The organism is Candidatus Margulisiibacteriota bacterium, assembly GCA_003242895.1.
GTDB lineage: Bacteria > Margulisbacteria > Riflemargulisbacteria > GWF2-39-127 > GWF2-39-127 > GWF2-39-127.
Map to the genome: position 1 here is coordinate 1 of QKMY01000028.1, position 14560 is coordinate 14560.

Annotated in this window: 10 protein-coding genes; all 10 read left to right on the top strand. The window is 35.0% G+C overall.

Going from position 1 to position 14560, the window contains the following annotated elements; translation table 11 throughout:
• A partial coding sequence (locus DKM50_04270) for a hypothetical protein (GenBank protein PZM82116.1) occupies nucleotides 1-493 on the top strand: 493 nt, incomplete at its 5' end.
• Nucleotides 494-737: 244 nt separating this feature from the next.
• Nucleotides 738-2327: a type I restriction-modification system subunit M gene (locus DKM50_04275; GenBank protein ID PZM82117.1), complete on the top strand. Its 1590-nt coding sequence runs from the start codon at nucleotides 738-740 to the stop codon at nucleotides 2325-2327.
• A 29-nt stretch (nucleotides 2328-2356) separates the two neighbouring features.
• The gene (locus DKM50_04280; protein ID PZM82125.1) at nucleotides 2357-3547 is read left to right on the top strand and encodes a restriction endonuclease subunit S; all 1191 of its coding nucleotides are present in this window, start codon (nucleotides 2357-2359) and stop codon (nucleotides 3545-3547) included.
• 38 nt (nucleotides 3548-3585) lie between these two features.
• The gene (locus tag DKM50_04285; protein ID PZM82118.1) at nucleotides 3586-4353 is read left to right on the top strand and encodes a hypothetical protein; all 768 of its coding nucleotides are present in this window, start codon (nucleotides 3586-3588) and stop codon (nucleotides 4351-4353) included.
• Nucleotides 4350-7217, top strand: a complete 2868-nt coding sequence (locus tag DKM50_04290) for a type I restriction endonuclease subunit R (protein ID PZM82119.1) — start codon at nucleotides 4350-4352, stop codon at nucleotides 7215-7217. Before DKM50_04285 ends, DKM50_04290 begins: the two co-directional genes overlap by 4 nt.
• 42 nt (nucleotides 7218-7259) lie before the next feature.
• Entirely contained in the window at nucleotides 7260-8369 is a 1110-nt protein-coding gene (locus tag DKM50_04295) for a hypothetical protein (protein ID PZM82120.1), read from the top strand.
• On the top strand, nucleotides 8362-10239 hold the full coding sequence (locus tag DKM50_04300; protein ID PZM82121.1) for an ATPase: 1878 nt from the start codon (nucleotides 8362-8364) through the stop codon (nucleotides 10237-10239). The genes DKM50_04295 and DKM50_04300 overlap by 8 nt, the downstream gene beginning before the upstream one ends.
• Nucleotides 10240-10731: 492 nt before the next feature.
• A complete protein-coding gene (locus DKM50_04305) occupies nucleotides 10732-11832 on the top strand; it encodes a hypothetical protein (protein PZM82122.1) in 1101 nt (366 codons plus the stop codon).
• 29 nt (nucleotides 11833-11861) lie between these two features.
• On the top strand, nucleotides 11862-12854 hold the full coding sequence (locus DKM50_04310; GenBank protein PZM82123.1) for a hypothetical protein: 993 nt from the start codon (nucleotides 11862-11864) through the stop codon (nucleotides 12852-12854).
• Entirely contained in the window at nucleotides 12855-14549 is a 1695-nt protein-coding gene (locus tag DKM50_04315) for a hypothetical protein (protein ID PZM82124.1), read from the top strand.
• The last annotated feature ends 11 nt before the right edge of the window (nucleotides 14550-14560 follow it).

Sequence of the window (14560 nt, forward strand, 5' to 3'; positions counted from 1 at the left end):
TTCTCAATCTGGCCGGTTTATTTTGAATCGGCCAGATTATTCAGCAACATTAAGCCGGATTATTCTGAGAAATAACACCAGCGCAGAAGAATTAGTAAGAGGTGCAGCTATATTTATTTTTAGCTACGATGTTGCAAAAGTTCCTTTAGAAAAAATTGGCTGGCCAGTTGAAAAAGACGATGTGAAATTAGAAATTTTAATCAAAAAAAGACTCCAAAAATCTTATACTACCTGGATAAAATCATTTAAAGCAGACAACATTAAAGATATAGATGTAAAAGATTTAAAATATGCGAATGGATTATGTAAAAATATCAAATTCGAACCAAAATATTATGATAACGACAGTTCAATCGATGGCATTTTCAGAACTATATTTATACTAACAAAAAACGCAGAAATTATGATTAACTGTTACCCTGGGAATACTAATCGGCTTAATGAAGTTTATAAAATAATTAAATCACTCAATATTAATCAGCTAAATTTTTGATTGCGATTTATTAATAGGAGTAACCAAACCGCTTTATCCTTAGCGTATATTTTTCCTAAAATGTTGGCGCTACCCCAAGACGTAATAATTAGCAAAACCCGATAAATTGCACAGTTTCATGTGCAGTATGCCTATATTCCTATGCAATTGAATAAAATATTTTGCTTAAATCTATACTTTTATCGCTATTCCTCGTGTAATATATAATAAGTTTATTATTTTAATGTCTTATAAAGGAAACCCCATGACCGAAGACCAAAAGCAACAACTCGAACAGCAACTCTGGAATATAGCCAACACCCTCCGGGGGAAAATGGATGCGGACGAGTTTCGGGACTATATTCTCGGATTTATTTTTTACAAATACCTTTCAGAAAAAATGCACATTTATGCTAATGAGATTCTTAAAGAAGATGGCATCATATACGAGGATATTAAAGAAGATAGCACAAAAGGAAAAGAATACCTGGAGGCAGTTAAAGAAGAATCGCTCCTCAAGCTAGGGTATTTTCTCAAGCCTTCCGAGCTATTCAGCGAGATCGCGCGAAAGGGTGGGCTAAAGTCTGACCCAGAGGATGGAGAAGAACACGCATCAAATTTTATTCTGGATGAATTAACCCAAATCCTTAATCATATTGAACAGAGCACCATGGGGACCGATAGCGAAGATGATTTTAACAAGCTATTTGAAGACCTGGACTTAACCTCTACAAAGTTGGGCCGAACAGAGAAAGCTAAAAATGACTTAATTGCCAAAGTCCTGGGACACCTGGATAAAATCGATTTCAATCTTAAAGATAGTGAGTCCGATGTCCTGGGCGATGCTTATGAATATCTGATCGGGCAGTTTGCTAGCGGTGCCGGTAAAAAAGCCGGGGAGTTTTACACCCCGCAACAAGTATCAAAAATTGTTGCCAAAATTGTGACTACCGGCAAGACTAAACTCAAATCCGTTTATGACCCGACCTGCGGATCTGGCTCGTTGTTATTGCGTGTTGCGAAAGAAGTCAAAGAAGTTTCCAACTTCTACGGCCAAGAGCTTAACCGCACTACATACAACCTGGCGCGAATGAACATGATTCTGCATGATGTACATTTTGCTCATTTTGATATCAAGCAGGAAGATACTCTTGAACACCCACAACATATAGATATGCAGTTTGAAGCCGTGGTTGCTAATCCACCTTTCTCAGCCCAATGGAGTGCCAATCCACTATTTATGAGTGATGACCGGTTTAGCCAATATGGCAAATTGGCGCCAAGCTCCAAGGCAGACTTTGCTTTTGTGCAGCACATGATACATCATTTAGCGGACAACGGAATAATGGCGGTCGTGCTTCCTCATGGGGTTTTGTTCCGGGGCGGGGCAGAAGGGCATATTCGGCAGTACCTGATCGAAGATTGTAATTATTTGGATGCGGTTATCGGGCTGCCGGCGAATGTTTTTTATGGCACGTCAATTCCAACCTGTATTTTGGTACTCAAAAAATGCAGGGAAACACCTGATGATATTATCTTTATCGATGCCAGCCAGCATTTTGAGAAAGCCAAGAATCAGAACAATTTGCGGGATGCGGATGTCGAGAAGATTGTTACTACATACAGAGAACGCAAAATAGAAGACAAATACAGTTATGTTGCTACGCTACAGGAAGTAAAAGAAAACGATTACAACCTCAATATTCCCCGTTATGTGGATACGTTTGAAGAAGAAGAGGCGGTTGATCTCGATAAGGTAGCCAAAGAGCTAGTTGATCTTGATACTGAAATGCAAGACACAGACAAAGTAATTGCCGGGTTTTGTAATGAACTTGGAATAGCGAGGCCGTTTTAATGGATAAGGTTAAAAAAAGAGTGCCAAAATTGCGCTTTCCTGGGTTTGTGGGGGAGTGGGAAGAGAAGAAGTTGGAAGGATTATTAGAATTTAAAAACGGATTAAACGCTAAAAAAGAACAATATGGCAAAGGCGTTAAATTTATAAATGTGTTAGATATATTAAATAATGAATATATAACTTATGATAAGATAGTCGGAAGTGTAGATATAGACGATGCTACGGTAAATAACTATCTTGTTAACTTCGGAGATATTCTTTTTCAAAGAAGTTCAGAAACTAGAGAAGAAGTTGGTTCGGCATGCGTTTACCTGGATAGAAATAGGCCTGCCATTTTTGGTGGATTTGTAATTAGAGGAAAAAAAATTGGCGAATACAACCCGATTTTTCTAAATAAATTATTAAAAACTAGCTTATCAAGAGATTTAATAACATCCAAGTCAGGTGGGAGTACTCGGTATAACGTAGGACAAGATATTTTATCCTCAATTATATTACCGTTCCCATCCCTCCCCGAACAACAAAAAATCGCCGACTTCCTCACCGCAGTCGATGCGCGTATCCAGCAGCTCACCCGCAAGAAAGAGTTGCTTGCGGAGTACAAAAAAGGCGTCATGCAAAAGATTTTCTCGCAAGAGATTCGCTTCAAAGATGAGAACGGGAAGGATTTCCCGGAATGGGAAGAAAAGAAGTTGGGGAATTATATTGACGAATATAAAAAAAATTCGGATAAAAATGATGAATATGAAGTTTTTACATCCTCAAACAAAGGTTTAATGCGTCAGTCTGAATATTATGGTGAAAACCGAATTACTGAACGGGATAATGTAGGGTTTAACATCATACCTCCTGGATATATAACTTATCGCTCCAGAAGTGATAACAGAAGATTCACATTCAATATAAACAATTTAGGTGTAATCGGAATAATAAGTACATATTATCCTGTATTTCAGATAATAAATGGAAATAATAAATTTTTTATTGAATTTGCAAATTTTTATCAGCACATATTTGGTAAATATAGCGTAGGTACATCCCAGCAAGTCCTTTCTTTAAATGATCTAAGGAGCATAAAATTTAAGTTGCCTTGCTCTCACGAACAACAAAAAATCGCCGACTTCCTTACCGAGATAGATAACAAAATCGATCAGTTTGGGCAACAACTTGAAAAAATGCAGAGCTGGAAAAAAGGGCTTCTGCAACAGATGTTTGTGTAGAGGATTTTATTCAATTTTAAGTTGGAGATATTTCTAAAATGTTAACAGATCAATTATTACAGCTTTCTTCTTGGGTTGAACACTCAATAACTCTTAATGCCCAAGCTCAGGGTTCCTCTAATTGGTTAAGACCTTGTTTTTCTTCGAGTAATATATCTAACGTAGTTACCGCAATTGCTACAGCAGCTATGGCTTTTTTTACATGGAATATACGTGCCGCAAATATTCAAATAGCTAAAATTGAAGAAGCTAGAAGAAATTCGGAACTACCTTGTATTCAATATCAAGTTAGAAATAATGCATATAAAGTCTCTAATCGAATATTAATTTTACCCTCTGAAGCAAATCCAAAAAAATATATTAAAATTATGTTTTGGAATAATTCTTTTACACCTACAACAATAATTGATCATTATTTTATTCTAAATTCTAAAAAAAAATTTGGCGAAAATCAAATTATTCATAAAATTACAGCTTCCACTGACATAGATAGAAATCCACCAGTTAAGATCCATCTCCCGATTACTATTAAAGCTGGTGAAGGAATTGCTTTGTACTATACTTTGGGCACTAATAATAATAAAGAAGATTTACAAATCTTTCCTGATATTATCGAAAAATGGGAGGAATATAGTAAAAATTGGGATCGAGGAAAGTTGGAAATTGACGTATTTAAAAAATATATAGATCATATTCAGTTATTTATAACGTTTAATAATATACATTCAAACGATGCGCAATTGATTGATTTAAAGAAATTTGATGTTATTGAATTAAGGAATATCGAAAGCAGTGAAAAATTATGACTACTCAATCAGAACAAATATTAGAAGATAACCTGATTAAACAGCTGACCTCTTTTGAAAAGTACAGTTATGTTCAGATCAGCGATGAAAAAGCTTTAATTGCCAACCTCAAGGCCCAGCTTGAAAAGCACAACAACATAACCTTATCGGAGACAGAGTTTACCAAAGTCCTCAATCATTTGAGCAAAGGCAATGTTTTTGATAAATCTAAAACCCTCCGGGACCGGATGCAGTTAACCCGTGATAATGGGGAGAGCATCTATATTGAGTTTATACAGCAAGATCACTGGTGTCAGAATGAATTCCAAGTTGCAAATCAGATCACGATGGAAGGTAGTTACAAGAATCGTTACGATGTAACAATCCTCATTAACGGATTGCCTCTTGTCCAAATAGAATTAAAACGTAGAGGTTTGGAGTTAAAAGAAGCTTTTAACCAGACCCACCGATATCAACGACATTCTTTTGGAGCTTCTGCTGGGCTATTCCAGTACATTCAAGTATTTGTTATCAGTAACGGCGTAAACACTAAATATTTTTCTAATAACCATAAACAAACTTTCAAGCAGACTTTTTACTGGTCTGATAAAGATAATAAAATTATCACTCAGTTAGAAGAATTTGCAAAAGAGTTTTTAGAGCCTTGTCATATTTCCAAAATGATTTGCAAATATATTGTGTTAAACGGAACGCACAAAATCCCTATGATTCTTCGGCCATATCAGTATTATGCGGTAGAAGCGATTGTTGATCGTGTAAAAACTACCCACAAAAATGGTTATATCTGGCATACAACCGGCTCCGGGAAAACTCTAACTTCTTTCAAAGCCAGTCAAATTCTGGTCAATATCCCCAAAGTTCACAAAGTCGTGTTTGTGGTAGATAGAAAAGACCTGGATTATCAAACCACTAAAGAATTTAATAGTTTTCATGAAGGCAGTGTGGATGCAACAAATAATACGAATAATCTAGTAGACCAGTTTACCGATTCTTACACCAACAAAAAGAATGAAGCCATCGAGACAAAACTAATCGTCACCACTATCCAGAAACTTAACACCGCTATTAGCAAACAGCGCTTTTTGTCACAAATGGAACCGCTCCAGGACAAACGAATAATTTTTATTTTTGATGAATGCCATCGTAGTCAGTTTGGCGAAACTCACAAGCGTATTAAGGCATTTTTCAAGAATGCCCAGATGTTCGGGTTTACCGGCACCCCGATTTTTGTTGAAAATGCTGTAAAAAACGAATCTGGCAAACGTACCACCAAAGAACTTTTTGAGGAATGTCTTCACAAATACGTTATTACTAATGCAATCAAAGATGAAAACGTCTTAAAATTTTCTATCGAATACATAGGCAAGTACAAGCGAAAAGATAACAGCAATAACGAGATCGATATAGAAGTTGAGGCGATTGATACAAAAGAGCTCATGGAGTCATCCCAGCGGTTAGAAAAAATTGCGGATTATATTCTGGCCAATCATGGCCGTAAAACCCATAACAAAGAGTTTACTGCTATGTTCTGTGTAAGCAGCATAGACACCCTGATCAAATACTATGAAATATTTAAAAAGCGGAAAGCCGAAGGCAAACACAATCTTAAAATAGCCACTATATTTAGTTTTACAGCCAACGAGGAAGATAAAGATGCTAATGGTTTTATTCCTGATGACTTAGAATTTGAAGATACTTTCATCAATAGACATAGCAGGGAAAAACTAGACGAATTTATTGCTGATTATAACGAGATGTTTAATTCAAAATTCTCAACCAAAGATAGCCAGACCTTTTATAACTACTACAATGACATTGCCAAAAAAGTTAAAAACAAAGAAGTTGACCTTTTGCTGGTCGTAAATATGTTTCTGACCGGGTTTGATAGTCCTATGCTCAATACCCTTTATGTAGATAAAAACCTCAAATATCACGGCCTTATTCAGGCTTATTCCAGAACTAATAGAATAGTCGGCGAGAAAAAATCTCAAGGCAACATAGTGTGTTTTCGTAATCTCAAAACAGTAACCGATGATGCCATTGCCCTATTTTCTAATAAAGATGCAAAAGAAACCATTATAATTGCGCCTTACGAAGAATATGTCAGAAAATTTTCTGAAGCAGTGTCGAATTTATTGCAGATAGCGCCCACAGTTGGCAGTATTAACGATTTCCCGAGCGAAGTTGAAGAGCTTGAGTTTATACGTGTATTCAGAGAATTAATGCGCATAATCAATATTTTAGGCACATTTGCAGATTTCAATTGGGAACACCTGGCAATGACCGAACAACGCTTTATGGACTATAGAAGTAAATATCTTGACCTTCACGATAAAGTTAAATCTGGCACCATGCAGGAAAAAGTTTCTATCCTGGACGATGTTGATTTTGAACTTGAACTTATTCACCGGGACGAAGTAAATGTCGCCTATATTCTCAGACTGCTGGCCAAACTCAAAGACTCTAAAACCGAAGACCAGGAGAAACAGAAAAAAGAGATCATTGATCTACTCGCCGGTGAAGCGTCCTTGCGAAGCAAACGCGAATTGATCGAAAATTTCATCAATAAAAACCTACCCAAGATCATGGATGTGGATGATATCCCATCCGAATGGGAAACCCATGTTTCAGCCGAATATAAAAAAGCATTAGAAACTTTAAGCAAAGAAGAAAATCTAACCCCCGAAAAACTGCAAACAGTCATCGATAACTATATCTACACCCAACGCAAACCTCTCAGAGACAACATAGTAGATATGCTAGAAGTAAAACCAAAAGTCCTCGAAAGAAAAAAGATCACCGAAAGAATCATCGACAAGATCGTAGATTTTGTCGAAACCTTTGTTAATGGAGTGGCAGGGTAGCTATATCTATTAATATTTAAAAAGGAGTTAATATAAGCAAGTATGCCTAAAGTATATGATATAGATAAAGAAGAAAACAAAAAAGAAATAATAACAATTCTTCAAAAAGCAGTTCAGTCGGCACATTTAAATTTTCTGATAGGTGCTGGTTGTTCTTATCCCGCTATCCAAATTTTAGGCAGTATAGAACAAGAAGTTCAAGCCAAAATTGATGGTGGCGATAACAATGGCGCTGAGTTGCAGATTTTTAACTTTTTAAAGCCTTTTCTTGTAGCCACAACAAAATTAAAATGCACATCGACTAGTTGTATCGACACCCAAAAAACGATAAGTAATTATAAGTCGTTTTTGTGGAATATTTCTCAAATACTATTTGAAAGAAAAAGCAATATCATACCAAAACAGGCAACCATCTTTTCAACAAATTATGACATGTTTGTTGAAAAGGCACATGAAGACAATCGATTACCGATAAAATTAAATGATGGATTTAGTCGGAATCCGACGCTTAATGAAACTTTCCGGTTTTCTTCATCTGAATTTTTTAGTTTTATTCATAATATCGGAAATCTCTATCATTATGAAGTTAAAAAACCTTCTATAAATCTGATTAAACTTCATGGTTCTTTAAGTTGGAAAAGTATTGCTAATGAAATCATTTTTTCACTAGCTGATGCGGAAGCAATCCTGGAGCAACATGAAAAAATGGATTTATTTGATTTGTTTGAGCCAACACCCGAAGACTTTATTGAAATTGAGAAATTTAACCAAAATTTTAGTTTGATATTCCCCAAAAAAGATAAATTCAAAGATACTTTGTTAAAACAAGTCCATTATGATCTCTTAAGACTATATGCCAATGAGTTAGATAAAGAAAATACACTGCTAATAGCAGAAGGATTTTCCTTTGCTGATGAACATATATTTGAAATTACCAAACGAGCTTTGAAAAACCCAACATTAAAACTGATTATATTTTGCTATGGGAAAGCGGAACTTAATAGTTATCAAACAAAATTCTCCTCATTTAATAATGTTGATATTCTCTATTCTGAAACAATTAATATTGATTTTTCTGTTTTTAATGACCTTATGACCGAACTATTGCCATTAACAGTTAATCGCACTATGGAAGCTGTGTTAAATGAATAATATCATTTTAAAAGATGCCATTCTACGTATAGGCGAAGTATCTGGTGTAGAAGGGAAAAAAGTATTTATTAAAGTTGATAAAAATAAAAATTCATCAGATTTATTTTTTGATGGCGATATTATAAAAAATGTATCTGTTGGTAGTTATGTTGAAATTAAAAAAGGATTTCTTAGTATTATCGGAAAAGCAGAAGGAGAAAAACTTTCAGAAGATAATTTTTCAAATAACAATGAATATACACATGCTAATAAAAACCTTCGATTATTAACTTTGAGCCTTGTTGGATATATAGGATTTAATGGTAGGTTTATTGGTGGTATCAAGGAATTACCATTAATAGGCAACGAAGCCTATATTTTGACTGAAGAGAAAATTCAAATAATCCACAGGTTAACCCCGGCTAAAGGTAATGTTATAAATATAGCAAAAACAGATACCGAAGACATCCCCATTACTTTTCCAATAAACGGCATTTTTAATAGCCATATTGCTATCTTTGGAAATACCGGAAGTGGCAAATCAAACACACTTGCGGCGCTTTACCAAGGCTTATTTGATGTAGCTGGTAGCCATAACGATTTTCTACAAAACAGTAAATTTTTATTATTTGATTTTAATGGTGAATATGTAAAACCTGCCTGCATTACTAATAATAAAACTATTTATAACCTCAGAACACAAGATGACACTGGTAAAAAAATTCCTTTATCATTTAATGAACTATTTGATGATGAAACATTATCCGTTTTAGTAGAAGCAACAGAAAAAACTCAAAAACCATTCTTGAAACGTGCACTTCGATTTTATAAGAAATCAAAGGATAAACCGGATTTCGCTTCATACTTAAAAACCATTTTACAAAATAAAGTTAAAGATATTCTTAAAATGGCAAACAAAGATAACGCATTTAAACTACTAGACTATATAGAAGAAATTCTTAAACCTTTTGTAGATGAAATAACCGAAAGAGAATTACGTAATGATATAGAATTTCATGGAGGGATAGCTGGAACTTTTAAAAAACTGGGCGAAACTACATACTTTGATAAACATCCCGAAGCAATTGAAAATACCAATCTATTTTCAGCAACAGCCTATATCACCACAGACAAATTGCAATCCATTTCACCGCTTTCACAATTTGAAATATTTCTTCATTTACAATTATTAGAAGATTTATTTCGATACAAAGTTAACAATGAGCATATATATCCGGTTATTAGTAGAATAAAATCGAAACAACTAAGTATTGAGCGTATATTTATCATTAACGAATCCTGTAATTTCTGGGGCGAAAATAATTGCGTTATTATTAATCTTCATGATGTTAATCTTGATATGAAAAAAACGATTCCACTACTACTTGCAAAGAATATTTATAATGCACATAAAAAGGAATCCAACACCAAATCCCTAAATATTATCATAGATGAAGCTCATAATATCTTGTCTAAAACTTCTTTTAGGGAAACGGAAGATTGGAAGGATTATCGATTGGAAACATTTGAAGAAATCATCAAAGAAGGCAGGAAATTTGGTGTATTTGTGACAATTTCTAGTCAAAGGCCAAACGATATTTCTGAAACAATAATTTCTCAGGCTCATAATTATTTTATTCATCAACTAATCAATCAAAAAGACCTTTTAACTATTGGAAATGCAGTATCTTACATCGATAAAATCACAGAAGAGTCAATTCCTACATTGTCAGTAGGCACCTGCATTTTTAGCGGGATAGCCACACCCATGCCATTAAAACTTAAAATAACCGAACTTGCAGATTGTAAAAAACCCAACAGCCATACCTTTAAATTCAACAACATTTTAGATAAGCCTAATACTCCGGTCGATGCAGATTCGGCAAGATAGAATATAAATTAGTTTAATGATAGTTATTATCAATACTAAATTTCATAATAATAAGTGATTATAAGCGTCGTAACGTTATAGACATATCTTTAATGAATATTTTTCTGATTTTGTCCTACGAATTTGCTCTATAATTACCTAGTCGTATATTTGTAGGAACTTTGATTTAATTAATTATAGCCGGTTTTGCACTGTCGCTGGAATTAGGCCTAAATAACAAAAAATATTAAAAAAATCTTGGCACTAAAATTCCTTATATATTGGATAAAGCCAAAATTTACTAAATTCCCTATAGAATCTAAGGAATATGCATTAATTCTTTGATAATAGGGAGTTTTGTTGCACAATTTTCTGTGCACAATGCCCATGAAACTGTGCATAGAGTATATAAATTTATTGAATAAACCATTTTGAAGACATTAATTATTTGATCAAAATATCAAAGAGGACCAAAATTACTGGTAAGGATTAACTTTAGAAAGGATTAATTAAATGACAAAAAAACCGTTTAGAGTATTAACCTTAGATGGTGGTGGAATGAGAGGACTGTATACTGCAACAAAGTTACTCGGACTTGCTCAACGGTTTAATTCTAGTTTTAAAGAAAAAACTCCTGATATTGGGAAATCATTTGACCTTATATGTGGGACCAGCACTGGTGCTATTCTTGCTTGTGGATTAGCATCTGGCATTTCAATCCACAAGATAAGTGACTTATATATCAAAAAAGGGAAAGATATATTCACATCACCGACTCCAAATACTGGCACAACCTTAGAAAAAACTAAATTTGCATTTTGGAGTTACAATCACGTTAATAAACCTACGGCACAGGCCGATGTATTAAAAAATGAATTAGATAAATGCTTTGGAAAAACAACTTTAAAGGATGTATATTCAAATAGAAATATTGCCCTTTGTATCCCTTCTGTAGATGCTCGAAATAGTAAAGCATGGGTATTTAAAACACCACATATACCTGATAAAACGAGAGATGACAATTATAAGTTAGCAGATGTTTGTATGGCTAGCGCATCTGCACCAATCTTATTTCCCATTAATCAACAATGTAATCCTGATATTCCCATTGAAAAACAATCTTTTGTAGATGGAGGCCTTTGGGCCAACAACCCAATTATGATCGGGTTGATAGAAGCATTATCCATGGCGAAAGAGAATCAGTCTATTCAAGTATTATCTGTCGGTACATGCGATACCCCAAACGGAGATCCTAATAAGGCTAGAGACCCTGACTGGGGAATATATAAGTGGAAGGCTGGAATTAATATAGTAGAGTCCTCCTTGGCCGCACAGTCATTCGGTTATTCAAATATGGCAAGATTTTTAGCAAACCATATGACATCGAAAGATAGAGAAATTAAGGTAGTTAGGCTTGAAGAAACTGCAAAGTCTCCTGAGCAATATAGTGCTATTGGATTGGATAAAGCCGATGATCTTGCAATAAATACACTAATTGAAATGGCTGCTATTGATGCAAGTAATATACATAGCAAGTCTTTAAACCCTGGTGACAATGAATATAGTTTTCTTAAAAATCTTTTCCTTTCTATGGAAGAACTGGAAGTTAAGTAAAATCATGCTAATAAAGGAGAATTATAAATATGTACGATAGCTCATCTGATTTAAAAGGATTTTATAATAAGTGCGTACGGCTTAGTAAAGATGATAAAGACAAATTAGCTGGCTATAGGGATAGTAATATAAAAAGGCTAGAATCGGGATTAGCAAAAGATAGTAACCCAATGCCTGAGTATATAAATCAAGGTTCCTATGCAATGCATACGATTAACCAACACCCCAGTAATGATTATGATATTGATCTTGGTGTTATATTTAATAAAGATGATCTTATAGGAGCTCGTGGCGCAGATATGACGGCACTTGATGCAAGGAAAATGGTATTACAGGCAATGAAGGATGATCGATTTACAAAAGAGCCTCAAATTAGGGTTAACTGTATAAGAGTATTCTATAACGAAGGGCATCATGTCGACATGCCTGTATATCGAAAGACTGATGACAAACTCGAACTTGCAAGTAGTGATTGGTATCAATCAGATCCTGCTGCTGTTACAAAATGGTTTTGTGATAACGTCGACAAAAAAAGCCCTGATACAGAGAATGGGAAACAGATGCGCAGGGTTGTAAGGCTTATTAAGTATTGGAGTAGAAGTAGATTCTCCTGGAATATGCCAAGTGGATTCATTATCTCTGTACTAGTTGATGAATGTTATAATGCTGTCGAAAATCGCGATGATGAGGCCCTATACAAGACACTTCTAAAGATCTCAGAACGGTTAAAAAAGAGCACAGATGTTTTTCACCCTATTTTTCCTGATATTAACCTAAGCGAAGGGAAAGAACACAAAATTGAAGAATTTATAGGCCAGATCGAGGAGAACGTATTGCCTTGCTTTGAAGATATATTTGATCCGGAAAGTACACGTCAAACGGTTTTAAAGGCATGGAAGGCTATTTTTGATCATGAGTTTTTTAAAGATCTCTTAGAAAGCAAGTCTCGAGAATTTGTTAGTGTTGTCCCAACGAAACCTGTTAGTAAAGATGGAAATAATAGATACGCTAGAAACGCATAAATGCCTTTATCTGTAAATATTGAAAATATTATATTAAGCATACAGCAGTGGCTTCTAACGACATATAATGCGAAGGAGCTAACTACAGATGAAATTATAAAGTTCTCCAAAACGTACAAATATGGCTGGAAATTTGACATACTTATTGGGGAATATAAGTATAATTTAGCGCTACTTATTGATCAGGAATTCCCTTTTTCTATACCACGAATTGCAATAACAAATCATGACTTATTTCTAAGGTGGCCGCATATAGAAGAGAATGGACTAGTATGCCTAACTGAACCAAATATTTCCATTCGGCATGATTCTCATGTTGAACTTATTCAGGAATTAATAGAACGCCTAATAGCATTAATAAATGAATCAGTGCTTGGTACTAACCAAGAGGATTTTATTGATGAATTTCGTAGCTATTGGGGCAAATGGAGAAAAGATGAATTACAAGAGGTGTTATATATTGGGGCCCCTCCTTCAAATGCTTCGACATACTTATTCTACTATGAGCGCAAAGATATTTTGATTTTAAGCGATTCGGAAAAACAGCTAAAGCGCTGGATAAAAGACGCTCTAAACAAGACTATTGATAGTCTAGATCAGATTAAAAAAACCGTATTAATATTCCTAAGTAAGCCGCTATATCCGCATATGTACCCGATCAACAGCAAAGAAATGACCGATTTGGTAAATGAACATGGCCTTAACGAAAAAATATTTCAGCACCCTGCTGCTTTCAACCTTAGAGATGCAAAAACAGCTTGCGATCTACTAAAACAAGTTGTACCAAAACACAAAACGAGATTGCCGGTTGTCTTTGGATTTAATACCGCAAATGGATCAGCACTTGGACTCGTCTGGTATCAAGAGCCAGTGATTTGTAGAGGAAATAAAGTTAAATATACACGTTTTAATGGATTTAGAAATAATAAGCTAACGGATGTGACACGACGAAGATATATTGATAGCTCTGAGGAGATACTGACTTCATTAGTCAGTCCAGTTAACTACGATCAGATTATGCTGAGATCCGGTGAAGAATGTAAGCAAATATCTTCAAAAAGAGTTACTATTTTAGGCGTAGGCTCTCTTGGTTCACATATTGCAAAGCTATTCGTACAAGCAGGCATTAAAAACCTGTACCTGATAGATAATGAGGCTATGAACTGGGGTAATACTTCGAGGCATATCCTTGGAGGTCAAGAGGTATCAAAAAGTAAAGCAGCAGCTCTTAAAAGATATTTGGATCGTCATTTCCCAGGAATGCTAAATATAGATATTTCTGCCACTAAATGGCAACTTATTACTAAAGAACTGTGGACTAAAGTATTTAGTAGTGATCTTATTTTGGCACTCATTGGTAACTGGAATGATGATGCAGCCCTCAATTATCTATTCAATACAACGGAGTGCCCGCCTATTGTTTATGGGTGGGTAGAGCCTTATAGCGTTGCAGGGCATGCGATTGCGATACTTAAAAAAGGTGGCTGTTTAGAATGTGGAACTGACCGTTATGGTACGTTTGACTGCCAAGCAACCCAATGGGATAAAAAGACAGAGCTAATCGAGCCTGCTTGTGGGATTAGCTATCAGCCATATGGCATAATTGATACGCTGCCAGTGCAGAGTATGATTAACGTCAACTATGATTCCTGTCCAACGACAATTATTTTTCCCGTTTTTGAGAAAAAAATATAAAGGCTAAATAC